The 23,372-nt window shown below is 65.2% G+C and carries 22 protein-coding genes; 8 read left to right on the plus strand and 14 right to left on the minus strand.

The window, feature by feature from the left end; genetic code table 11:
- Positions 1-163 precede the first annotated feature (163 nt).
- From BM374_RS14310 to cobS, 5 genes are all read right to left on the minus strand, one after another.
- Positions 164-574 carry a hypothetical protein gene (locus BM374_RS14310; protein ID WP_092293044.1) on the minus strand — a complete coding sequence of 137 codons (411 nt, stop codon included), beginning with the start codon at positions 572-574 and terminating at the stop codon, positions 164-166.
- 128 nt (positions 575-702) lie between these two features.
- On the minus strand, positions 703-1,815 hold the full coding sequence (locus BM374_RS14315; protein WP_092293046.1) for an NADH:flavin oxidoreductase/NADH oxidase: 1,113 nt from the start codon (positions 1,813-1,815) through the stop codon (positions 703-705).
- 167 nt (positions 1,816-1,982) lie between these two features.
- Positions 1,983-3,053: an esterase-like activity of phytase family protein gene (locus tag BM374_RS14320; RefSeq protein WP_092293048.1), complete on the minus strand. Its 1,071-nt coding sequence runs from the start codon at positions 3,051-3,053 to the stop codon at positions 1,983-1,985.
- Positions 3,050-4,954 (minus strand): cobaltochelatase subunit CobT, encoded by a 1,905-nt coding sequence (cobT, locus tag BM374_RS14325; RefSeq protein WP_092293050.1) that lies wholly within the window; start codon positions 4,952-4,954, stop codon positions 3,050-3,052. The genes BM374_RS14320 and cobT overlap by 4 nt, the downstream gene beginning before the upstream one ends.
- A gap of 180 nt (positions 4,955-5,134) precedes the next feature.
- Positions 5,135-6,133, minus strand: coding sequence for a cobaltochelatase subunit CobS (gene cobS / locus BM374_RS14330; protein WP_092293052.1), 999 nt, complete (start codon positions 6,131-6,133; stop codon positions 5,135-5,137).
- Positions 6,134-6,429: 296 nt separating this feature from the next.
- On the opposite strand from cobS, the gene BM374_RS14335 reads away from it, so the two are divergent.
- On the plus strand, positions 6,430-7,092 hold the full coding sequence (locus BM374_RS14335; protein ID WP_092293054.1) for a DedA family protein: 663 nt from the start codon (positions 6,430-6,432) through the stop codon (positions 7,090-7,092).
- A gap of 162 nt (positions 7,093-7,254) precedes the next feature.
- On the opposite strand, the gene BM374_RS14340 is transcribed toward BM374_RS14335, so the two are convergent.
- A complete protein-coding gene (locus tag BM374_RS14340) occupies positions 7,255-8,472 on the minus strand; it encodes a citrate/2-methylcitrate synthase (RefSeq protein ID WP_092293056.1) in 1,218 nt (405 codons plus the stop codon).
- A gap of 81 nt (positions 8,473-8,553) precedes the next feature.
- On the opposite strand from BM374_RS14340, the gene BM374_RS14345 reads away from it, so the two are divergent.
- Both BM374_RS14345 and BM374_RS14350 read left to right on the plus strand, forming a co-directional pair.
- Positions 8,554-9,648 (plus strand): citrate synthase/methylcitrate synthase, encoded by a 1,095-nt coding sequence (locus tag BM374_RS14345; protein ID WP_092293058.1) that lies wholly within the window; start codon positions 8,554-8,556, stop codon positions 9,646-9,648.
- A gap of 166 nt (positions 9,649-9,814) precedes the next feature.
- Entirely contained in the window at positions 9,815-10,855 is a 1,041-nt protein-coding gene (locus BM374_RS14350; RefSeq protein ID WP_092293060.1) for a sensor histidine kinase, read from the plus strand.
- Between the two features lies 1 nt (position 10,856).
- Here the strand turns inward: BM374_RS14350 and BM374_RS14355 are convergent, their stop codons facing one another.
- Positions 10,857-11,489: a J domain-containing protein gene (locus BM374_RS14355; RefSeq protein ID WP_092293062.1), complete on the minus strand. Its 633-nt coding sequence runs from the start codon at positions 11,487-11,489 to the stop codon at positions 10,857-10,859.
- Between the two features lie 96 nt (positions 11,490-11,585).
- Between BM374_RS14355 and BM374_RS14360 the strand changes: the two genes are divergently transcribed.
- A complete protein-coding gene (locus tag BM374_RS14360; protein ID WP_502689434.1) occupies positions 11,586-11,864 on the plus strand; it encodes a BolA family protein in 279 nt (92 codons plus the stop codon).
- 32 nt (positions 11,865-11,896) lie between these two features.
- On the opposite strand, the gene BM374_RS14365 is transcribed toward BM374_RS14360, so the two are convergent.
- The 3 genes from BM374_RS14365 to BM374_RS14375 are packed head-to-tail and all read right to left on the minus strand — an operon-like array spanning position 11,897 to position 15,012.
- On the minus strand, positions 11,897-13,201 hold the full coding sequence (locus BM374_RS14365; RefSeq protein WP_092293064.1) for an HlyC/CorC family transporter: 1,305 nt from the start codon (positions 13,199-13,201) through the stop codon (positions 11,897-11,899).
- A gap of 42 nt (positions 13,202-13,243) precedes the next feature.
- Complete coding sequence (gene aroB / locus BM374_RS14370; RefSeq protein WP_092293066.1) at positions 13,244-14,392, minus strand: 3-dehydroquinate synthase; 1,149 nt, start codon at positions 14,390-14,392, stop codon at positions 13,244-13,246.
- Positions 14,389-15,012, minus strand: a complete 624-nt coding sequence (locus BM374_RS14375; protein ID WP_177248290.1) for a shikimate kinase — start codon at positions 15,010-15,012, stop codon at positions 14,389-14,391. The genes aroB and BM374_RS14375 overlap by 4 nt, the downstream gene beginning before the upstream one ends.
- Before the next feature lie 171 nt (positions 15,013-15,183).
- Here BM374_RS14375 and BM374_RS14380 point away from each other — a divergent pair, with 171 nt between their 5' ends.
- The 4 genes from BM374_RS14380 (at position 15,184) to BM374_RS14395 (ending at position 19,444) form a co-directional block, all read left to right on the plus strand.
- On the plus strand, positions 15,184-15,330 hold the full coding sequence (locus BM374_RS14380; RefSeq protein ID WP_035669499.1) for a hypothetical protein: 147 nt from the start codon (positions 15,184-15,186) through the stop codon (positions 15,328-15,330).
- 17 nt (positions 15,331-15,347) lie between these two features.
- Positions 15,348-16,316, plus strand: a complete 969-nt coding sequence (xerD, locus tag BM374_RS14385; RefSeq protein WP_092293070.1) for a site-specific tyrosine recombinase XerD — start codon at positions 15,348-15,350, stop codon at positions 16,314-16,316.
- 190 nt (positions 16,317-16,506) lie between these two features.
- Positions 16,507-17,469: an acetyl-CoA carboxylase carboxyltransferase subunit alpha gene (locus BM374_RS14390; RefSeq protein WP_092293072.1), complete on the plus strand. Its 963-nt coding sequence runs from the start codon at positions 16,507-16,509 to the stop codon at positions 17,467-17,469.
- Between the two features lie 451 nt (positions 17,470-17,920).
- Positions 17,921-19,444 (plus strand): L,D-transpeptidase family protein, encoded by a 1,524-nt coding sequence (locus BM374_RS14395; RefSeq protein ID WP_244552587.1) that lies wholly within the window; start codon positions 17,921-17,923, stop codon positions 19,442-19,444.
- A 172-nt stretch (positions 19,445-19,616) separates the two neighbouring features.
- Here the strand turns inward: BM374_RS14395 and BM374_RS14400 are convergent, their stop codons facing one another.
- The 4 genes from BM374_RS14400 to BM374_RS14415 are packed head-to-tail and all read right to left on the minus strand — an operon-like array spanning position 19,617 to position 23,368.
- Complete coding sequence (locus BM374_RS14400) at positions 19,617-20,312, minus strand: ABC transporter ATP-binding protein (RefSeq protein ID WP_092293076.1); 696 nt, start codon at positions 20,310-20,312, stop codon at positions 19,617-19,619.
- Positions 20,305-21,039, minus strand: coding sequence for an ABC transporter ATP-binding protein (locus BM374_RS14405; RefSeq protein WP_092293078.1), 735 nt, complete (start codon positions 21,037-21,039; stop codon positions 20,305-20,307). The genes BM374_RS14400 and BM374_RS14405 overlap by 8 nt, the downstream gene beginning before the upstream one ends.
- Positions 21,026-22,147, minus strand: coding sequence for a branched-chain amino acid ABC transporter permease (locus BM374_RS14410; RefSeq protein ID WP_092293080.1), 1,122 nt, complete (start codon positions 22,145-22,147; stop codon positions 21,026-21,028). The genes BM374_RS14405 and BM374_RS14410 overlap by 14 nt, the downstream gene beginning before the upstream one ends.
- A gap of 6 nt (positions 22,148-22,153) precedes the next feature.
- Positions 22,154-23,368, minus strand: coding sequence for a substrate-binding protein (locus BM374_RS14415; protein ID WP_092293082.1), 1,215 nt, complete (start codon positions 23,366-23,368; stop codon positions 22,154-22,156).
- Positions 23,369-23,372: the final 4 nt, after the last annotated feature.

Raw genomic sequence — 23,372 nt, forward strand, 5'->3', positions numbered from 1 at the left:
GGTTGGGGAGAGGGGTGCTCAGAAAATGGTGCTGATTTGGGGCAACGGAATCTCGCTTGATAGGAGAGAGCACGTCGTGTGGTACCCCTCTCCCTAGCCCTCCCCCACAAGGGGGGAGGGAACGCAGTGTGCCTGTTGCGCGAGCTCGCGCAGCAAACAATCGCTACGCCTTCCGCATCCGCGCCTTTGCACCGGCGACGATCTGCATGGCCACTCCCGCGATCCAGCCGACAAACACCAGGGCGGTCAGCGCGTCGTGGGGCTCGAGGCGAAGCACGATGACGGCGACGGAGACGAGCGCGGTGAGCGTGGCGCACAGCGTTCCGGCGGAGCTCAGGAATTCCGCGGCGTCGATCCGGCTGTGCGCATCGTCGAAGGGCAGCTGCGGCGTGTCGATGCCGAGATAGAAGCCGATCACGCCGAGCAGCATCATGAGCAGCAGAAAGCCCTGCGTGGTGAGCACGGGAAACGTCGAGCCGACATAGGCGCCGACGAACAGCCCGCACGCGGCGCCCGCCATGGCGAGGCCGAGGCGCTCGAGCAAATGCGCAGTCTTGCGAACACGAAACCGCATGGCGGATCTCCGCGATGAATGCACGGAGGTTAGGCCCATTTCGGCCCGGGCGGAAGCTGGGGGATGTTACGGATGCGTGAGGTCTTTATTGCTCCCTCTCCCGCTTGCCGGGAGAGATGAAGGAGAAATCACCGCGCCCCGAACGTGGTCTTGCCGAACAGCGCCTTCTGCGTGGACGGCTGCGAGCGCCAGTATTGCGGCGGTGCCTCGACTTCGCCGCCGAGTTCGGCGGCGGCGTGCCAGCCCCAGCGAGGATCGTAGAGCATGCCGCGGGCGAGCGCGACCATGTCGGCCTTGCCTGATGCCACGATCTCCTCGGCCTGCTTGGGCTCCGTGATCAGGCCGACGGCCATAACAGGCAAGCCGGTCTCGCGCTTGATCGCGTCCGCAAACTGCACCTGATAGCCGGGGCCGAGCGCGATCTTCTGCAGCGGGGAGACGCCGCCGGAGGAGGCATCGATCCAGTCGATGCCGCGCGCCTTCAGCGCGCTTGCGAATTCGATGGTCTGCGCGAGATCCCAGCCGCCCTCGACCCAGTCGGTCGACGACACGCGCATGCCGATCGGCTTTTGTTGCGGGAACGCCGCGCGCACGGCGTCGTACACTTCCAGCGGGAAGCGCATGCGGTTGTGCAGGCTGCCGCCATATTCGTCGGTGCGCTTGTTGGAGAGCGGCGACAGGAATTGATGCAGGAGATAGCCGTGCGCGCCATGCAGCTCGATCGCGTCGATGCCGATGCGCTCCGCGCGCTTCGCAGCGTCAACGAAGGCCTCGCGGATGCGCTTCAAGCCGCTCGCATCGAGCGCTGTTGGCGCGGCCTCGCCTTCCTTGTGCGGGATCGCCGACGGCGCCACGGTCTGCCAGCCGCCTGCGCTGATCGGAATGAGCTGGCCGCCGTCCCAGGGCCGCGCGCTGGAGGCTTTGCGGCCCGCGTGAGCGAGCTGCATCGCGATCGCGGTGGAGGAATGCTTGCGCACCGAGGTGAGGATCTGCTTCAGGGCGGCTTCCGAGGCATCGCTGTAGAGGCCGAGGCAGCCCGCCGTGATGCGGCCGATCGCCTCGACATGGGTCGCCTCGATGCAGAACATCGCCGCGCCCGACAGCGCCAGGTTGTTGATGTGGGTGAAATGCCAGTCGGTGGGAACGCCGTCTTCGGCCGAATACTGGCACATCGGCGACACCACGACGCGGTTCTTCAGGTTAAGGCCGCGCAGCTTGATCGGGGAAAACAGGGCGCTCATGCGGGAGAAATCCGGCTGGGAGGAATGGAAGCGATTGCATGAAGTTTAGTGGGCGAAGCGCGAATTGCGAGGTGCGCGCGGAGCATGGCGGATGGCGGGGCCATGCATTGCGGCTGCGCTGTCATCCCGGGGCTCGCGCTTTGCGCGCCCCGGGAGGACGGCGGTGGTTAATCCACCAGCGTGAACTGCAGCAGCAGCGTGCGCTGGAGCATGGAGAAATTATCGTCCGAGACCATCGTCAGCACGGTCTCGCCCTCGGCCGTGAGGTGGGCGTCGATGCCTTCCATGTTGTCGACCTCGTGGCCGAGATCGGCCTCGAACAGCACGGGGCCGTCGACCACTGCGCCCGGCGCGATGGATTTCAGCGGGATCGAGCGGATGCGAATGTTGATGCCGGTGAACCAGGAGAATTTGCGCTCCAGGATCAAGAGCTCGCCCGTGGGCAACAGCACGGCATCGCTGATGAACTGCTTGTCGGTGCGCTTGACGCTGAACTGGCCCGGCGAGGAGCCGCCGATGAGGAAGCCGATCAGATTGCCGTCGGCGTCGAAGCCGCCTTCCGACATCGCGATCAGCGTGCCCGCGAGCGGCTGGCCTTTCATGTCCCGGGGCACGAACACCAGCGCCTCCAGCCCCTTGTTGTAGGGCAGCTTACGGATGGCAGACGGCGTCGGCAGCACTTCGCCGCGGGCGCGCGTGCCGCCGCGTCCGAAATCGAAGCGCATGATCTGGTTGACGCGCTCGAGCCCGACATAAACGATCGAGCCATCGCGCGCGAGCGACTCGGTGTCGTACCACAGCCGCTTTTCCGTGATCGGCCGTCCCTCGCTGTTCAGGATCGGCGCGGCCTCGACGTCGGCGAGCCCGACCATCCTGCCATTGGCGTAGCGGATCGCGCCGGTGAACCAGGTGCCTTGATCCGACAGTGAGAGAAAGCGCTCGCCCTTGGTATCGAGAAAGCGGAACGCGGACAGGCCGCCGAAGCCGCGATGCGGCGAGGTCAGGACCAGACCGCTGCGATATTGCAAGGCGCCGAAGCGCACGCGCGCGCGGTCGCGCGGCTCGAAGTTGGGAATCGGCCGGGCATTGACCTCGATGCCGACGGGCTCGGTGACGGTGTGCTCTGCCTGCGCCTGATTTGGCGCCGCTTGCGCCTGTGCATAGCGAGCCAGAGCGAGAGTGGAAAATCCCGCCGCCGCGTGACCGAGAAAGAAGCGGCGGGATTGATGCGTGCTCACGAATGCAATTTGCGTCGCGGGCGGCTGGGGGCTGGCGTCGGTGCCGCGTTGGTCTCGCTGAAGAGTTCGGCGAGCTTCTCGGTGATGGCGCCGCCGAGCTCTTCGGCATCCACGATCGTCACCGCGCGGCGGTAGTAGCGCGTGACGTCATGGCCGATGCCGATCGCGATCAGCTCGACCGGCGAGCGGGTCTCGATCTCCTCGATGATGTGGCGCAGGTGCCGCTCGAGATAATTGCCGGGATTGACCGACAGCGTGGAATCGTCGACCGGCGCGCCATCCGAGATCATCATCAGGATCTTGCGTTGCTCGGCCCTCGCCAGCAGGCGCTTGTGCGCCCAGTCCAGCGCCTCGCCGTCGATGTTCTCCTTCAAGAGGCCCTCGCGCATCATCAGGCCGAGATTCTTTCGCGCACGGCGCCAGGGGGCGTCGGCGGATTTGTAAATGATGTGGCGGAGATCGTTGAGGCGGCCGGGATTGGCCGGCTTGCCGGCGGCCAGCCACGCCTCGCGCGATTGCCCGCCCTTCCAGGCCCGCGTGGTGAATCCCAGGATCTCGACCTTGACGCCGCAACGCTCCAGCGTGCGGGCGAGAATGTCGGCGCAGGTCGCGGCGACCGTGATGGGGCGTCCGCGCATCGAGCCGGAATTGTCGAGCAGCAGCGTGACGACGGTGTCGCGGAACGTCGCCTCCTTCTCGTGCATGAAGGACAGCGGGTGATAGGGATCGGTGACCACGCGCGACAGCCGCGCGGGGTCGAGGATACCCTCTTCGAGGTCGAACTCCCAGGCGCGGTTCTGCTGCGCCATCAGCCGGCGCTGCAGCCGGTTGGCGAGGCGGGCGACGATGCCTTGCAGATGCGCGAGCTGCTTGTCGAGATAGGCGCGCAGGCGCTCCAGCTCGTCATGATCGCAGAGATCTTCGGCAGCGATGATCTCGTCGAACTTCGGCGCGAAGGCGTGGTATTCCGGCCCGCGCGGCTCGTTCTTGCCGTGCTGGTTCGGACGCGTCGCCTCGCCCGGCGTCTCGTCGTCGCCGAGCTCGCCGTCGTCGAAGGTGTCCGAGGTCGAGGCCTGCGCGCTTTCCATCGCGCTCTCGCTCATCTCCTCAGCTGAGGCCTGCGCCTGGTCGGCGCTCATCTCCTGCGCGGCGTCGGAATCGGGCGAGCCCTCGGCACCGGACTGATCGTTGTCGCCGTCCTGGTTCTCGTCGTTGTCGTCGTTGTCCTCGCTGTCGGCGCTGCGCTCGTCGCCGAGCTCGAGCGCGGTCAGGAGGTCATGCACGGCGTCGCCGAACCTGGTCTGGTCCTCGACCACGCCGTCGAGCCGGTCGAGCCGCTTGCCGATCTTGTCTTCGAGAATGGGGCGCCAGAGATCGACCATCTTCCTGGCGGCGGCGGGCGGCGCGAGACCGGTCAGGCGCTCGCGCACCAGCATCGCCAAGGCATCGGCGAGCGGGGCGTCGGCGCGGTCGGTGATCTCGTCGAACTTGCCGCGATGGAAATGGTCGTCGAGCATGGCGGTGAGATTCTTCGCAACGCCCGCCATGCGGCGCGCGCCGATCGCCTCGACCCTCGCCTGCTCCACCGCCTCGAACACGCCGCGCGCCTGCGGATTGGCGGGCATCAGCTTGCGATGCACCTTGGGATCGTGACAGGCGATCTTGAGCGCGATGGAATCGGCGTGGCCGCGCACGATCGCGGCATCACGCTTGGTCATCTTGCGCGCGGGCTCGGGCAAGCGAGCCTTGCCCGGCGCGAGGCCCGGGCGCTCCGCCGCGAACGACACGTCGAGTTCGGGCGTCTTCGCGATCGCCTTCAGGCAGGACGCCACCGAGCGCTTGAACGGCTCGGTCGGCGCTTCCTTGGTGCTGCGGAATTTGGAGTTGGAGGTGGTGCTCATCTGATCTCACCGTCGTCCCAAGCTCAGCTTGACCTGTCGTCCCCGCGAACGCGGGGACCCATAACCACAGGACGTCATTTGGCGGAGGGTGGCAACTGATAGCTCACGCAACAACCACAGCCTGTGGTTATGGGTCCCGGATCTGCGCTCCGCTTGTCCGGGACGACATGCTGCATGAGCTCAGCTCAGCGCCACGTTGACTGCCGATTCCGGCAGCTCCGCGTTGAAGCAGCGCTGGTAGAACTCGGCGACCAGGGGACGCTCGAGCTCGTCGCACTTGTTGAGGAAGGTGACGCGGAAGGCGAAACCGATATCGCCGAAGATGTCGGAATTCTCGGCCCAAGTGATCACCGTGCGCGGGCTCATCACCGTCGACAGATCGCCATTGGCGAACGCGTTGCGGGTGAGATCGGCAAGGCGCACCATCTTGTTGACGATGTCGCGGCCTTCCTGGGTGCGATAGTGCTTGGCCTTGGCCAGCACGATCTCCACTTCCTCGTCATGGCTGAGATAGTTCAGCGTGGTGACGATCGACCAGCGGTCCATCTGGCCCTGGTTGATCTGCTGGGTGCCGTGATAGAGGCCCGAGGTGTCGCCGAGGCCAACCGTATTGGCGGTCGCAAACAGACGGAAGGCCGGGTGCGGCTTGATCACCTTGTTCTGGTCGAGCAGCGTCAGGCGCCCCGAGACTTCCAGCACGCGCTGGATCACGAACATCACGTCCGGGCGGCCGGCGTCGTATTCGTCGAACACCAGCGCCACGTTGTGCTGCAGCGCCCAGGGCAGGATGCCGTCTCGGAATTCGGTGACCTGCTTGCCGTCGCGGACCACGATGGAATCCTTGCCGACGAGGTCGATACGGCTGATGTGGCTGTCGAGGTTGACGCGCACGCAGGGCCAGTTCAGGCGGGCGGCGACCTGCTCGATATGGGTGGATTTACCGGTGCCGTGATAGCCGGTCACCATCACGCGGCGGTTCCTGGCGAAGCCGGCGAGAATGGCGAGCGTGGTGGCGCGGTCGAAGCGGTAGTCGGAATCGACTTCAGGGACGTGAGGGTCGACTTCGGAATAGGCCGGCACTTCGAGATCGCTGTCGATCCCGAACACCTGACGCACCGACACCTTCATGTCGGGCAAACCGGAAACTTCCTCAACTTTGGACATGGCGGCGGTCGTCATCAATCCTCCGAGGTCCCGGGCGATCCCGAGACCAGTTATTTGCACGTTGGCTGCGGCTGGGTGCGGCTGCGAACCTATCAGAGACAACGTGCCGGCAGAAGCCTGCCCCCCAATCAAAGTTCCGTTGTCTTTTCATTTAGATAGGCAAGGAACGCGATTTTGGGAAGGCTGCCCTGCAAATCTCGCCCAAATTTGGCCCCGGAGCGCCCTCCTGACCGAGCGAATGGCACTTTCATCGCCCAATCTTACTTATGTAGGGTCTGAACCCAAATGCCCCAGCCCGCTACAGAGACCTCGTGACGTCCTTTCTTGATCCCCTGATCTCGTTCGTTTCAGTCCATGCGTGGCTGGCTTATCTGACCCTCTTCCTGGCGGCGCTGCTCGAAGCGGTCCCGGTGGTGGGCTCGGTGATCCCCGGCTCGACCATCATCCTGGCGCTGAGCGCGCTGGTTCCAGGCGGCGACCTGAGACTGCAATGGGTGCTGCTCGCCGCCGCCGTGGGCGCCGTGCTGGGCGACGGTTCGGCCTACTGGCTCGGGCACCGGCAGCAGCGCAAGATCCTCAACACCTGGCCCCTGACCAACTATCCGCGCGTGGTCGAGGAGAGCGAAAGCTTCTTCCACCGCTTCGGCACCTGGGCCGTGTTCTTCGCCCGCTTCGTGCCGCCGATCCGCGCCTTCGTGCCTGTCACCGCCGGCGCGCTGGGGATGACGCCCACGAAATTCTACGCGGTCAACATCCCGGCGATCCTGGTGTGGGCGCCGGCCCACGTCCTGCCGGGCGTGCTGGCGGTCTCGGCCTTCCACCAATATTTCGGACTGCCGCACCATGGGCATCCATTCAAGCACATCTGGATTTTGACCGTGGTGGCGGCGGCGATCATCGGCGGCCTCGCGATCTGGCTCTACCGCCGCCGGCAGAACGGTAGCGTTGTCGCGGAAGCGAAGCCGCGAGCTTAGAACTCTTCCCAAGTCGTCCTGGCGAAAACCAGGACCCGTTACCCAGGGAGAAGTTGTTGCGCGCTGTTGCCAATCACCAATCTTCGCCAAACTGAACTCGGTGGTTAGGGGTCTTGGCCTTCGCCAGGACGACAGCAGAGATGCAGCGCGCGCTCCGCGTTTCTAACCCGCCCCAGCCCTCCGCCCCGGCGCCGGTCCCACATAGCGCGCCCTTGGTCGGATCAGCTTGCCGAACTGCAATTGCTCGCTCGCATGCGCGATCCAGCCGACGCTGCGGGCCATCGCGAACAGCGCGAGTTCGCTGCCGAGGGGCAGGCGCAGCGCGTGCACGAGCACGGCGAGCACGTAGTCGATATTGACGAACTCGCCGGTCGCTTCCGCGATCCGCTCCGGCACTTCCTTGGTGAACTTGCGCGGCGCGCCGGCACGCGCCAGGGCGTTCAGCAGCGATTGCGCGCGAGGATCGCCGCGCTTGTAGACGCCGTGACCGAAGCCCGGAAAGCGCTCGCCCAGCGCCACGCGTTCGCGCACCATCGGCTCGACGTCGCGGTCGACCAGCGTCTTGACGAGCTGCGAGGCCAGCACGCCGGCGCCACCATGTTTCGGCCCCTTCAACGCGGCGAGGCCGGCGATGACGGCATCGTAGAGGCTGAGCCCGGTCGAAGCCGCGCAGCGCGCGGTGAATGTCGAGGCGTTCAATTCATGATCGGCCAGCAGCACCAGCGCGCGGCGGATCAGATCCGGCGCGTGCTTGTTGTCAGGCGCCCATGCGCGCGCGATTTGCTGATGCAGCGGATCGGATGACGGCTCGGAATTGAGCATCGTGGCGACAAGCAGCCGGATGATGCGCCCGCCGACCATTGCACGGCCATCATGTGCGCGGGTGAAGGCGCGGGAATCGGCGCTGGTCGCGAGCGCCAGCACGGCAATGGCACGATCGATCGGCGCTGCGCGGCGCGCGGCTTGCGCGATCGCGCGCATCTCGTCGGAGATCTTTGGCTGATTGTCGGACGCGAAGGGATCGACGTCGGCGACGTCCCAGAGCAGCGTTGCGGTGTGCTCCAGCGTGTCGTTCTCGGCGAGATCGACGCAATTGACGCCGCGGTAGATCGCGCCCTCCTCGGTGATGGTCGAGATCTCCGTGTCCATGACGGGGAGGTCGGCATCGAAGCTGCGCAGGCCGCGGGGCTCCGGCGACGGCACGCGGCGTTCCTTCAGGGCGCGGACGTCCTCGGCGCGGTAACGGTTCCTGCGTGAGTCCGGCGTCGGCTCGGAGCGGATCAGGCCGCGGCTGACATAGGCGTAGAGCGTGGCCGGCGAGATCGCGAGCTCGGCCGCGGCTTCCCGGGCGGAGAGGTAGAGGCCTTCCGAATTTTTCATATTGATTTACGTAATCAAGATTGATCAAGCTGTCGAGAGGCCTGATCTTCCCTCGGTGCAGTGCAAAAAGGGAGATTGGCCATGAACATCCACCTCACCAAAAGCCAGATCGGGCTGGACGGCGTTCCCGCGGCCGAGACCGTGCTGAGCCATGTCGACGGCGAGCGCGGCGAGCTGATCATCGCCGGCGAGCATGTCGGCCGCCTCGCCGCCATGTCGAGCTTTGAGGGCGTCACCGCCCGGCTCTGGAACGGCGCCAGCAAGACCAATTTGAGCGAAGCCAATGTGCGGGCGAGCCTGGGCGCGGCGCGGGACCGCGCATTCGCGCGGCTGCCCCAGTTGCTGGCAGCGTCCCAAGGCATGGGCATCGTGGAGGGGTTTCGTGCGGCCGTCGCGGGACTTCGCGCCGAGCCCGGGCTCGAGCACGAGGCGACGATTGTCGGCGCGTTCCCGGTGATCGCGGGCGCGCTGGTCCGGCGCGCAAAAGGGCTCGACCCGGTCGCGCCCGATCCGACCATCAGCCATGCCGCCGATACGCTGCGTATGCTGCACGGGCGCGCACCGGCCGCGCGCGAGGTGACCGCGCTCGATGCCTATCTCGTCACCGCCAGCGACCACGGCATGAACGCCTCGACCTTCACCGCGCGCGTGGTGGCTTCGACGCAAGCCGATCTGTTCGCCGCCGTCACCGCCGGCTATTGTGCGCTCACTGGTCCCCTGCATGGCGGCGCGCCGGAGCCGGTGCTGGAAATGTTGGACGCCATCGGCTCGCGCGAGCGCATCCAGCCCTGGGTCGATGCGGCGCTGGCGCGCGGCGAGCGCATGATGGGTTTTGGTCATCGCGTCTATCGCGTGCGCGATCCACGCGCCGACGTGCTCAAGACCGCGGTCGAGGCGCTCGCGTCCAACGGCACCGATTTGCCGTTTGCCGGCGAGGTCGAGGCCTATATCCGCGCCGCCTTGCGCAAGAAGAATCCGGAGCGGCCGCTGGAAACGAACGTGGAGTTCTTCACCGCGATCCTGCTCGATGCGCTGGCGATCCCGCGCCAGGCGTTCACGCCGATCTTCGCGGTGGCGCGCGCCGCAGGCTGGACCGCACATGCGCGCGAGCAGCAGCGGACGGGGCGGCTGATCCGGCCGAGCTCGTCCTATGTCGGGGCGATGCCGGAGGCGTGAGGCTGCCTGGGGAACGAAGGGCAAGGGCGACGGCGGAGCTGCGCTCCGCTGTCGCACGCGAAATCCTGATCTACGACAGCTGAAGGAGCCGGTACGTCTTCGACGAGCACTCTGGAACATACGCGCGTCCAGCGCATTGGCTGATCTGGCCCCGTAGAGGAACGCAATGCTGGACTTGTGTGGACACGCGGACGAGGCCAGGATCGGTGAGATCGCCGCCGGCTATGCGGCAAGCCGGGCCGAGCTGGGGTCGGATACCGAGAGGCGGTTCCGGGACTTGCTCCAGGCATTACCCGCCGCGATCTACACGACCGACGCAACCGGCCGCATCACTTTCTTCAATCAAGCCTGCATCCACTTTGCCGGACGCACGCCGGAAATCGGCGAGATGTGGTGCGTGACGTGGAAGCTGTATTGGCCTGACGGCACGCCCCTTCCCCACGAAGAATGCCCGATGGCTATCGCACTCAAGGAGAACCGGCCGGTGCGCGACACCGAGGCCGTGGCCGAACGGCCGGACGGCTCCCGCATCTACTTCATGCCGTATCCGACCCCGCTGCGCGACGGGCACGGCCGACTGGTTGGTGCGGTGAACATGCTGGTCGACATCACCGCCCGCAAGGAGGCCGAGCAGCGCATGATGCTGCTCACATCGGAGGTCGACCATCGCGCGAACAATCTGCTTGCGGTGTCTCAGGCCATGCTGCGGCTGACGAAGGCGGATACCGCAGAAGAGTTTCAGGCCGTGTTTGCGGGCCGGCTCAGCGCGCTTGCCAACGTGCAGAGACTATTCTCGGCCTCGCGCTGGACCGGCGCGAACCTGAAGACCATCGTGGAAGAAGAGCTCAGGCCCTACGCAAGCCCGGACGGCGAGCGGATCAGGATCGCGGGAGAGGACGTCCATCTGCCGCCGACGCTGGCCCAGTCGATCGCAGTCGCCCTGCACGAGCTGGCGACAAACGCCGCCAAATATGGCGCGCTGTCGATCCCTTCGGGCCGGCTCGAGATCCGATGGGACACCGATGGCGCGGAGCCCCTCATGCTGCACTGGTCGGAGAGCGGCGGTCCCCGGGTCAACGAGCCGCCGAAGCGCAAGGGCTTTGGAATCGGCGCAGTCGACGGCATCATCCGAACGTTGCGGGGAAAGGTGACCCGCCAGTGGCGGCCGGAAGGACTGGTCTGCGAGTTGTCCTTCCCGAAGGCGTAGACTACGCCTCCCGCACCACCGTCTTCAGATAATTGTACGCCTTGATGATCTCGATCAGGCGATCCTCGGTGGAGCGGTCGCCGCCATTGGCGTCGGGGTGGTGCTGCTTGACCAGCGCCTTGTACTTGGTCTTGACGTCGGCGAGCGTGGCACTGGGGCCGAGGCCCATGACCTGGAGCGCCTTGCGCTCGGCGTTCATGACCTTGCGCGTTTCGGCCTTGGGCTCAGCTTCGGGGCCCTTGCGCCAGCTGGCACGGCCGTTGATCTCAGAGAACATGCTGAACGGATCGGACGCCATATCGATCTCGGCTTCCGCACCCTTCTTGCCGCCATTAGCACCCATCTTCCAGGTCGGACGATGGCCGGTCAGCGCGTCCTTCTGGTAGCGCGCGACGGCATCGGCATTCATGCCGGAGAAGAAATTGTAGTTCTGGTTGTACTCGCGCACATGCTCCAGGCAGAAGTGCCAGTACTCGCGTTGATTCTCGCGTCCCTTCGGCGCACGGTGCGCGCCCTTGTTCTGACACCCGGCCCACTCGCAGGCGACCACGGTCTCACGCGGCTTCGCTTCCGGCTGCTTGCCTCGCGGCTTCACGCGGATGGAGTCGAAGAACTTTGATGAATCGATCGGCATGGCTGACTTTGACTACGCAATGCAAAAACCTTCAAGTCTTGACATTGCAATTAGCGGCAAACCCGGCAAATAACGGGGAGCGATCTCTGCACCCGAATGGCACAAATGGCTATGCGAGACACTATCAGCAACAAGTTGCAGGAAGCTTTCACTCCGGAAAGCCTGCAAGTCGTCGACGAGTCACATTTGCATGAGGGCCATGCCGGCCATCGGCCGGGCGGCGAGACGCACTTCCGCGTTTATATTGTATCTGAGGCCTTCGAAGGGAAGAGCCGGGTCGATCGCCATCGCATGATAAATTCCGCGCTGGCTACGGAACTCTCCGGCAGCGTACATGCGCTGGCGATCCATGCGCTGGCGCCGGGGGAAAGGTAACTTCGCTTACCCTACCCAGGGGAGGGTAAGAATCAGAACGACGTCCCCGCCCGTCTCGGCTTTGCCCCTTCCGTCTCGGCCTCACGCGGGACCGGTGAAATACGGAGCGCGGTGATGCGGTTGCGCTCGCGGCGGAGGACGCGGAAGCGGAAGCCGTGGAAGGTGAAGCTCTGGCCGCGGTCCGGGATCGAGCGTGCTTCGTGAATGACGAGGCCGGCGACCGTGGTGGCCTCTTCATCGGGCAGACGCCAGTCCATGGCGCGGTTGAGGTCGCGGATCGGCACCGAGCCGTCGACCACGACGGAGCCATCAGGCTGGGCGCGCACGCCCGCGACCACGACGTCGTGCTCGTCGGAGATGTCACCGACGATCTCTTCCAGAATGTCTTCCAGCGTCACGAGACCTTCGACCTCGCCGTACTCGTCGACGACCAGCGCGAAATGTGTCTTGCGGCGGCGGAATGCCTTCAGCTGCTCGGATACGGGGCGCATCTCCGGTACGAACCACGGCGGCAGCGCGATGGTGGAGACGTCGATGCGCGAGGTGTCGCCGTCGGACGCGCGGATCGCGCGCAGAAGGTCCTTGGCGTGGAGCACGCCGATGATGTTTTCCGGCTTCTCGCGCCAGAGCGGAATGCGGGTGTATTCGGTCGCCAGCACTTCGCGCACCAGTTCCTCCGGCGGCAGATCAGCGTTGATCATCATCATCTCGGTGCGATGGATCATGACGTCGGAGACCTGGAGCTCGCGCAGATCGAGCAGACCGCCGAGCATGTCTCGGTCCAGCTTCTCGACCTTGCCCTCGTGATGCAGGAGGTCGACCGCACCGCGCAGGCGCTCGGTCGGCGACAGGATCGCCTGGTGCTCGCCGGCGAGGCCGAAACCGCGCATCAACAGGCGCACGATGACTTCCACCACGCGCAGCAGCGGCCCCAGCACGTACATGGTCAGCCGCATCGGACGCGCGACCGCGAGCGCCATGCGATCGGGCGCGTTGATGGCGATGGTCTTGGGCAGCACTTCGGCGAAGATCACGACCAGCGCCGTCATCACGCCGGTAGCATAGAGCACGCCGACATCGCCGAACCAGGCGGTGAAGATGGAGGTCGCGAGCGCGGAGGCCGTGATATTGGCGATGTTGTTGCCGAGCAGCAGCGCGCCGATCAGGCGCTCGCGCATGTCGAGCAGTTGCGACACGACGTCGGCGTCGCGATTACCCTGCTTGGACAGCCGCAGCATGCTGGCGCGCGAAGCGCCGGTCAGCGCGGTCTCGCTCGCGGCGAAGAAGCCGGACACCAGCAGGCAGATGATTACGATGGTGAAGCCGAGCCAATCCATGAACCACTCTGGTTTCTTGTTTTGACGCCGTTCCGCCGCGCCTCACGCCTTGAGGGCGAGCTTGTCCTTCAGGAAGTCGCGCACCGGGGTCGGCTCGACATCCCTGGCGATGACGGCGCGCCCCACGGCTTCGAGCAGGATGAAGGTGAGCTTGCCGCGCTTGACCTTCTTGTCCTGCGCCATCAGCGTCATCAGCGCATCGGCATCCGCAAGGCCCTCCTGCGCGAAACCGGCGATATCCTGCAGGCGCGTCGGAAGACCGGCGTCGATGAGGTGACGCTCGACACGGATGGCATCAGCCTCGCCGATCATGCCGAGTTTTGCGGAAAACTGCGCCGCCAGGGTCATGCCGATCGCGACGCCCTCGCCGTGGAACAGGCGGTCGGAGAATCCGGTTGCGGCTTCCAGCGCGTGTCCGAAGGTGTGACCGAGATTGAGTAGCGCGCGCTCGCCGGTCTCGCGCTCGTCGCGCGAGACGACGCCAGCCTTGGCGCGGCAGGAGGTCGCGATCGCATGCTCGCGCGCAGAGCCGCCCTTGAAGATGTCCGAATGGTTCTTCTCCAGCCAGCTGAAGAAGGCCTCGTCGCCGAGCACGCCGTACTTGGCGACCTCGGCATAGCCGGCACGGAATTGCCGCGGCGACAACGTGTCGAGCACGGCGGTGTCCGCAATGACAAGCACCGGCTGATGGAAGGCCCCGAGCAAATTCTTGCCCTGCGGCGAGTTGATGCCGGTCTTGCCGCCGACGGATGAATCGACCTGCGCCAGCAGCGAGGTCGGTACCTGCACGAAATCGACGCCGCGACGCAGGATCGCAGCGGCAAAACCGGCGAGATCGCCGACGACCCCGCCGCCGAGCGCGATGACGAGATCGTTGCGCTCGATCCTGGCGGCAATCAGGGCTTCGCTGACCTTTTCAAGGCCCGCATAGGTCTTGGAAATCTCGCCTTCCTCGACGACGACGCGCGAGGTCGGAATGCCGGCGGCCGCGAGCGAGGCTTCCGTTGGCTCGAGCCAGTATTTGGCAACGGTGCGGTCGGTGACGATGGCGGTGCGCACACCGGGGCGCAACGCGGCAACCCGTTCGCCGAGCGAAGCCAGCACACCACGGCCGATGACGATGTCGTAGGCGCGGTCACCGAGCGCGACGTCGACATTGACAGGATCGGAATGCTTCAAGGGCGCGGTCATCGAACGGCACTCGCAACGTCGGCAGGAGGTTGAGCGGCCGGCTCGCCGCAGAGATACGCGTGCAGCGTCGCGATGGTCTCGTCGACGATCCTGTCGTGCGGCACGTCGCGCGAGGCGATGGTGAGGTCGGCATGGCTGTAGACCGGCTCGCGCTCGGTGAGCAGGCGCGTCACGGTTCCCTCGGGATCGGCGGTCTGCAGCAGCGGACGGTCGGCGCGGCGGCGGACTCGGCGCATGATGACGTCATGGTCGGCCTTGAGCCAGATCGAGATCGCCTTGGCCGCGATGCGGCTTCGCGTCTCCTCACGCATGAAGGCGCCGCCGCCGGTCGCCAGCACCACCGGTCCGCCATCGAGGAGGCGCGCGATCACCCGCGCCTCGCCATCCCGGAAATGCGGCTCGCCATGGCGCTCGAAAATCTCCGGTATGGTCATGCCGGCCGCCGCCTCGATCTCGGTATCGGCGTCGACGAAGGGCAGCTTGAGCCGTGCCGCCATGCGGCGGCCGATGGTCGATTTGCCGACGCCCATCATTCCGACCAGCACGATCGAACGCTTGCCGAGCGCCGACAGGATGTCGGCCTCGGGGCTCGCTTGTGCTGGCAACGCGGCGTCGGGCATCATTTCGCTCGATTGGATCTCGCTCGATCTGCCGCCAAAGGCGGCATCCCGGCCACCTATACGACCCCCTCGGGGCCCTCGCCAGAGGACTCTTGCTATGATCAGGCGAACATGTTGGATGATTTCATTGGTTAATTTGCTTGTTCCAGCCTCTCGTCGAGACCTTGCCCGATGCCCAGCCTGTTCCGCTTCCTGACGGTCGTCGCCGTGATCGCCGGCATCGTCTATGGCGTGGTGTTCGCGCTGGCCAACTTCGTCAATCCGAAGCCGCGGGAAATGACGGTGACGATCCCGCCGGATAAGTTTCTCAAGAAATAGGAGATAGCCTGAAGGGCATGCGCAAATCCTCCGCCAGCAAGCCCTCAGACGCCAGGCTCACCGGCCTGTTCCTCGACATGCTCGCGGCGGAACAGGGCGCCGGGCCCAACACGCTCGATGCCTACAGGCGCGACCTCACCGATTTCTCCGAGTTTCTCGGCCGTGTCGGCCACAGCTTTGTGGACGCCGAAACGCAAATCCTGCGCGATTATCTTGGCGATCTCGATGCGCGCGGCTTCAAATCCTCCAGCGTCGCGCGGCGGCTGTCGGCGATGCGGCATCTGTTCCGCTTTCTGCTGAACGAGCGCATCCGGACCGAAGATCCCGCCGCGATCCTGTCAGGCCCCAAGCGCGGCCGCGGCCTGCCGAAGGTGCTGTCGATATCAGATGTCGACCGCATGCTCCGCCGCGCCAAGGAAATGAGCGAGGCGGCGGACGCCTCGCCGTCGCAGCGGCTGCGGGCCTTGCGGCTCTATTGTCTGCTCGAGGTGCTCTACGCCACGGGCCTGCGCGTCTCCGAGCTGGTGTCGCTGCCGCGCTCGGCAGCCAAGCGCGACGCCCGCATGATCGTGGTGCGCGGCAAGGGCGACAAGGAACGTCTGGTGCCGCTGAACGAGGCCTCGCGCCAGGCGATGACGGACTATCTCGCCGCGACGGAAGCCGCGAAAGGCGAAAAGAAGGGCAGCCTCGCCGCCTCGAAATGGCTGTTTCCCTCCTTCGGCGAGAGTGGACATCTGACGCGGCAGCATTTCGCCCGCGATTTGAAGGAGCTCGCGGTCGCCTCAGGTCTGCAGGCCCGGCTGGTTTCCCCGCACGTGCTGCGGCACGCCTTCGCCAGCCACTTGCTCCACAATGGTGCCGATTTGCGCATCGTGCAGACCCTGCTCGGCCATACCGACATCTCGACCACCCAGATCTACACCCACGTGGTCGAGGAGCGGCTGAAGAGCCTGGTGCGTGACCTGCACCCGCTGGCGGAGAAGTAGCCGCCGCCGCGCGGCGGCGGCCGAAACCGCCTTGACTTCGGCCACATCTCCGCAGAAAGAGCCGGGGCTTCACGATTGATTTGGCGGGCTGTTCACAGCACACAAGCCAACTCATTGAAGACGCTACACTTCTTTCCGCGACCCCAAACCTCGCTTCGCCTCGTCGTCCCGGTCCCCCTATATTGAAACGATGCCAGATCAGATGCGCAGCTATCTCGACTTCGAAAAGCCGGTCGCCGAGCTCGATTCCAAGGTTGACGAGCTGCGGATGCTGGCCGCTTCCGGCACGGACATCGCCGAGGAGATCGGCCGGATCGAGGACAAGGCGGCGCAGGCGCTGGCCGATCTCTATCTCAATCTGACGCCGTGGCAGAAGACGCTGGTGGCCCGGCATCCGCAGCGGCCGCATTTCAATGACTTCATCAAGGGCCTGATCACCGAATTCACTCCGCTGGCCGGCGACCGCAAGTTCGGCGAGGACGAGGCGCTGGTCGCGGGCTTCGGCCGTTTCCGCGGCGAACCGATCTGCGTGATGGGCCAGGAAAAGGGCGATTCCACCGAGAGCCGCATCAAGCACAATTTCGGCATGGCGCGGCCGGAAGGCTATCGCAAATGCGTGCGGCTGATGGAGATGGCCGAGCGATTCGGCCTGCCCGTGCTGTCGCTCGCTGACTCCGCCGGCGCCTATCCCGGCATCGGCGCCGAGGAGCGGGGACAAGCCGAAGCCATCGCGCGCTCGACCGACGCCTGCATGGCGCTGACCGTGCCGAACGTCGCCATCATCACCGGCGAGGGCATGTCGGGGGGAGCGATTGCGATCACCACCGCCAACAAGGTCTTGATGCTGGAGCACGCGATCTACAGCGTGATCTCGCCGGAAGCCGCCTCCTCCATCCTCTGGCGCGACGGCAGCAAGGCGCAGGAAGCCGCCAACAACATGAAGATCACGGCGCAAGACATGCTGCGCTTCGGGGTGATCGACGCGATCCTGAAGGAGCCGGTCGGCGGCGCCCACCGCGACCCCGCTGCCATGATCGCCACGACCGGGGAAGCCATCGCCAAGGCGTTCGACGAGCTCCGCGGCATGGACGGCGATGCCATCCGCAAGCAGCGCCGGCAGAAATTCCTCGATATCGGCCGGAAACTGGGCTGATTCGGACTGATTCCGGTGTGTAGGGTGGGTTAGCCGAAGGCGTAACCCGCCACGGTCTGCCTCCGCGGGGACCAAAGAGGTGGGTTACGCCGAACAGATGCGCTTTGCGCATCTGCAGGGCTAAGCCACCCTACGGCACTGCACCTGCTCCAGGCCGCCCCGGTAACCCCGCATTAACCCTTTTTTTGCCCAAATCGGCGATCTCAGTACCGGTTCCGCGGCAAAGTCCAAGTTCCGGCCAGTTTTAAGTCTCTGTTGACCACGCCTTTGGGCCAACGGGCTCGTGATGTCTGCTCGGGTTGCGACCCCGGGGTGCGGAGGTTAGAATTTTAATCAATGGCTTCAGGGCATAAGCGCTGGGGCTTGGTCTGAAAAAGTCCGGCTTTCCGGTCAGGCCATGCTCCAAGAAATCGGGGTTCGCGCTTCCGCCCGGCACGTTGTGGGGTCCATCTTGAATTCTCGTTCGCTTGCTCGCGCGCTCTTGGCTTCGGTTGCGCTTGCCGCCAGCGTTGTGCTGGCCGGCTGTGACACCGATCAGGTGTCGCTGGCGACCAACGCCAAGGCCAACCAGCCGGTCTCGCCCAAGCTCGTCGCCGCGATGGCCGAGAAGGACATGGACCTGCAATCGCCGATCCTGATCCGCCTGTTCAAGCAGGAGGCCGAGCTCGAGGTCTGGAAGCAGACCCGCAACGGCCAGTTCGCGCTGCTCAAGACCTATCCGATCTGCCGCTGGTCGGGCGATCTCGGCCCCAAGGTGCGCGAAGGCGATCGCCAGGCGCCGGAAGGATTCTACTCGATCAATCCGAGCCAGATGAATCCGCAATCGGCGTATTACCTCTCGTTCAACACCGGCTTCCCGAATGCCTTCGACAAGGCGCTGGGCCGCACCGGCTCGCAGCTGATGGTGCACGGCGATTGCTCCTCGCGCGGCTGCTACGCGATGACGGACGAGCAGATCGCGGAGATCTATTCGCTCGGCCGCGAGTCCTTCTTCGGCGGCCAGAAGGCGTTCCAGTTCCAGGCCTATCCGTTCCGGATGACGCCGGTGAACATGGCCAAGCACCGCAACAACCCGAACATGCCGTTCTGGCGGATGATCAAGGAAGGCTATGATCATTTCGAGGTGACGCGGCGGGAGCCGAAGGTCGATTTCTGCGAGAAGAAATACGTGTTCGACGCGGCCAAGGCGCCCGACGCCAAGCGCGATCCCGTCTTCGACGCGTCCGCCAAGTGCCCGGCCTATGTGATCCCCGAGGAGATCGCCAGCGCCGTGCGTGAGAAGGAGCAGCGCGACGAGGCCGAGTACAACAAGCTCGTCGCCAAGGGCACGCCTGTGGCGCGCCTGAACACCGGCATCGACGGCGGCATGAACAAGATTTTCGCGGCGAAGATTCCGGAAGGCTCCACCGGCCTGTCGGAGAGCGCCGAAGGCAATACGCTACAGATGCTGGCGATGTCGAAGGCACCGGGCACCATCCCCGGCACCGTCAATCCGCCGAAGCCGAACCTCGAGCCGACCGCAACCACGTCGCAGGAAGAGCCGGTCGTCGCCGTCAGCGCGCCCGCGACAAACACGCGTGTCGCGACTGCGGAGAAATCCGGCGGCTTCTTCTCCAATCTCGGCCGTAAGATGGGCCTCGGCACCGCCGACGCGACAGCGGCCACGCCGCCGCCGCAAGCGACCGCGTCGGTTGCTCCCGCGCCCGCAGCGCCGAGCGCGGCCTCCAAGCTGAAGGCCGCGGTGACCCACCTCGTCCATCGCGAATCCGCAAAGGACAAGCCGGCCGTCGCCGCGAAGCCCGCCGAGCCGGCCAAGCCCGCCGAAACCAAGCTCGCAGCAACGCGGCCTTCGCTGAAGCCGTCGGTGAATGAGGGTGCGGGTAATGTAGCGGGTAGCGGCGGTGGCCAGCTCGCTGGCGCCGCACCTGTCGTGTCGTCGAACTCGTTCGACAGCCGCTTTGGCGCGGTGAAGTAAGCGCGGGTTCGCCGTCGAAACGCGCTCCGCTGTCATCGCCCGCGAAGGCGGGCGATCCAGTATTCCAGAGACAGCAGTTGTTGAAGCGATCAGCCGCGACGTGCTGGATGCCCCCGGTCAAGCCGGGGCACGACAGTTGAGTTCTGGGCAAGAGCGACGGCTTCGCAAAATGCTACGGCGCCAGATACCGCATCAGCTCCGGATTGCCCCTGACCTCGCCCGCTTCGCCCTGAAGCGCGACGCGGCCACGATCCAGCACATAGGCGTAGTCCGCAACGCGGAGCGCGAGGTCGAGGTGCTGCTCGACGATGACGACGGCAATGTTCTTGGCGAGCTCGATCAGGCGCTCGGTGATCTCCTCGATCACGCCGATCCAGACGCCTTCGGTCGGCTCGTCGAGCAGCAGCAATTTGGGATCACCCAGCATGGCGCGGCCGATGGCGAGCATCTTGCGCTCGCCGCCGGAGAGCGTGCCGGCGGGCTGGTCGAGGCGCTGGCCGAGTTTCGGAAAGATTGTCAGCACGCGGTCGACTGCATTGGCATCCTTGTTGAAGAGTGAACCGACCGCGAGATTGTCGCGTACCGAGAGGCGCGCGAACACCGAATGCTCCTGCGGCACATAGCCGATGCCGGCGCGGACGCGTTCCTCGGGCCGGCGGCGGCTGATGTCGCGGCCGTCGAAGCCAACCTCGCCCTTCCACGCCGGCAGCTCGCCGACGATGGTCTTCATCAGCGTGGTCTTGCCGGCGCCGTTGCGCCCGAGCACGGCAACGCCGCCGCGCCAGGGGATACCGACGGTGACGTCGAACAGGACCTGGCTGCGGCCATAGCCGGCGTCGAGATGCTTGATGTCCAAAAATTCAGGCACGGCGCAGATAGATCTCCTGGACGGATTGATTGGCCTGGATCTCCGACACGGTGCCCGATGCCAGCACCTTGCCCTGGTCGAGCACGGTCAATCGGTCACAGATGTCGCGGATGAAATCGAGGTCGTGCTCGACGATGACCAGCGAGCAATGTTTCTTGATCGGCTGGAGCAGTTCGCCGGTGACACGGCGCTCCTCGAGGCTCATGCCGCCGGTCGGCTCGTCCAGCAGCAACAGCTTCGGCTTGCCCGCGAGCGCCATCGCGATCTCCAGCCATTGCTGCTGGCCATGCGAGAGCGCGGCTGCCGCTTCGAAGGCGCGGTCGGCGAGCCGGAATTGCGTCAGCATGGTCATGACCTGATCATGCAGCGCGCCCCTGGTGCGCGAGAACACGAGATCGAGCAGCGAGGACTGCGCCTGCAGCGCCAGCAGGATGTTGTCGTAGAGCGTCAGCGACGGCAGCACTGACGTGATCTGGAATTTCAGGCTCATGCCGGCCCGCGCCCGCTCGGTCGGCGTGAACGCGGTGATGTCGGTGTTGACGAAGCTGACCCTGCCCTGCGTCGGTACTTCGGCGCCGGCAATGCACTTCATCAGCGTGCTCTTGCCGGAGCCGTTCGGACCGATCAGCCCGTGAAACTCGTTCTCGCCGACGGTGAGCGCGGCGCCGTCGAGGGCAGTGAGCTTGCCAAAGATCTTCGAGACGCCCGCGGCTTCAAGGAGCGGCATTTTGCTTCTCCTTGACCTTGGCACCGAAGCTACCGACCCGCTCGCGTTCGCCAAGCACAAAGCTGATCAGGCCGAGCGGCCTGAACAGGATCACGAGCAGCAATAACACGCCCAGAATGATCGGCCAGATGTCGCGGTAATTGTCCGAGAGCCAGAAGCTGACGCCCTCGACAATGACCGTGCCGATGACGGCACCGATCAGCGTGCCGGAGCCGCCGAAGAGCACGTAGAGCACCACCTGGGTCGAGACGACGACGCCGACCATGTTGGGCCAGACAAAACCTTCGTGGAAGGCATAGAGGCTGCCGGCGAGACCTGCGATGGCGCCGCCGATCGCGAAGATGATCGCTTTCAGATGCTGCGCCTTGTAACCGAAGAAGGCGATGCGCTGCTCGTTCTCGCGCAAGCCCGCCAGCGCGAGCCCGAACTGCGAGCGCACCAGAAAGCGGCAAAGCAGGTAGACGACGACGAGAATGCCGAGCACGAGATAATAGAACGCCGGCCCTTCCGAGAATTCGTAACCACCTGCTGTCATCGGCGCGATCGAGGGGATTCCGTTCTGACCGCCGAGATAATACCAGCCGCGCGCGAGGCGGTCGGCGGCATAGGAGCCGGTCAGCGTGCCCAGCGACACGAAGATCACGCTGGAGGGGTGCCGGCCCAGCAGCAGGAAGCCGCCGAGCAGCAGCGCGAAGGTGAGGCCGATCAGGGTGCCCGCGGGCAGCACCAGGAAGATGTTGGTGATGTCGAGATCGCGCGCGAGCAGCGCGACGCCGTAGCCGGCCGAACCGAAGAACAGGGCCTGACCAAAGCTCATGATGCCGGCATAACCCCAGACGAGGTCGAACGACAGCGCGAACAGCGCGAGGATGATCACACGCGTCGCGAACACGGTGAGATAGTCCTGCAGCAGCAGCGGGGCGGCCAGCGCGGCGACGAGCGCCGCACCCTCCACGATCGGCAGGACTTTTCGTCCTGCCTTGACGTGTTCCTTGACGTGTTGCTTGACGAGTTCCTTGACCTGTCCCGCCGCCACACGTTCAGCCGTCGCCTCGTCCGCTTCGTCGCCGGCGATCGCCTCTCTTGTCACACTCATCGACTTCGGCATTCCGCCTCAGCATTCCTTGGGATCGACCAGACCCTCGCTGCGCGCGACGATCTCGTAATTCCCGCCCTTGGCGACCGCGGTGTACATCTTCATCTTGCAGTGCCGCTTGCCGGGCACCATCTCGGCAGGCCCGCCCGGGCCCTCTGCGATCTTGGCATGGTCGAGCGCGGCGGCGACGGACTCGCGGTCGATCTTGCCGGCCTCCTTGACGGCGGCTTCCCACAGCTTGAGGCCGCGATAGGTGCCGGTCGCAGCGCTGCCGGCGGCGAACAGGAAGTTGCCCGGAAAATCCTTCTCGTAAGCCGCCTGGATTTTCGCGTCGAACGGGTTCTCCTTGGTGAGCACCTTGAAATAGTCGAGGCAGCTGGCGAGCCCTTCGATCTCGTTGGCCTGATTGATGTTCAGCGTGTTCTCGTCATAGTAGACGCAGGCCAGCCGCCCGCCGTTCTTGAGGAATCCGGCTTCATAGAGCTGCTTGAAGAACGGGCCGACGCCGGGCGGGATGACCGTGTTGAAGACGACGTCGACCTTGTTGGAGATGATGCGGTTGACGGTCGAGGAGAAGTCGATCTGGTCGAGCGGATAGTATTCCTCGAACACGACCTCGCCGCCGTTGGCTTCGATCACCTTGCGGGCATAGACGTTGAGCGTGTGGGGCCAGACGTAATTGGCGCTCGGCAGCGCGAACTTCTTGCCGCCATTCTTGATCAGCCAGGGGATGAACTCGTCGCATTGCTGCGCCGGCGTCGGCCCGGTGCAGAATAGATACGGGGTGCACTCCTTGCCTTCGTAGAGCTGCGGATAGATGTAGAGCGTCTTGCCGCGCGCCACGATCGGGTCCTTGATCGCATTGCGCATCGACGAGGTGATGCCGCCGAGCACCATGTCGACCTTGTCGCGCTGGATCAGCTTGCGCACGTTGCCGACCGCCACCGATTCGTTCGACGCGGTGTCCTCGATGTAGAGCTCCAGCGGACGACCGAGCAGGCCGCCTGAGGCATTGATCTCCTTGATCACCATCTTGGCGACATTGGCGTCGGCATTGCCGGCATAGGCAATCGGGCCGGTGAGGTCGGTGGCGATGCCGACCTTGATCGGAGCTTCGGCCGCATTGGCCCATGGCGCCGGGATCACCCAGCTGCCGACCCCGGTCGCGACCGCGCCGGACGCGAAGGCGAAATTGGACAGGAACCGGCGACGCGAAAGCTGACGATCCAACATATGA

Source organism: Bradyrhizobium sp. Ghvi (assembly GCF_900115265.1).
Lineage (GTDB): Bacteria > Pseudomonadota > Alphaproteobacteria > Rhizobiales > Xanthobacteraceae > Bradyrhizobium.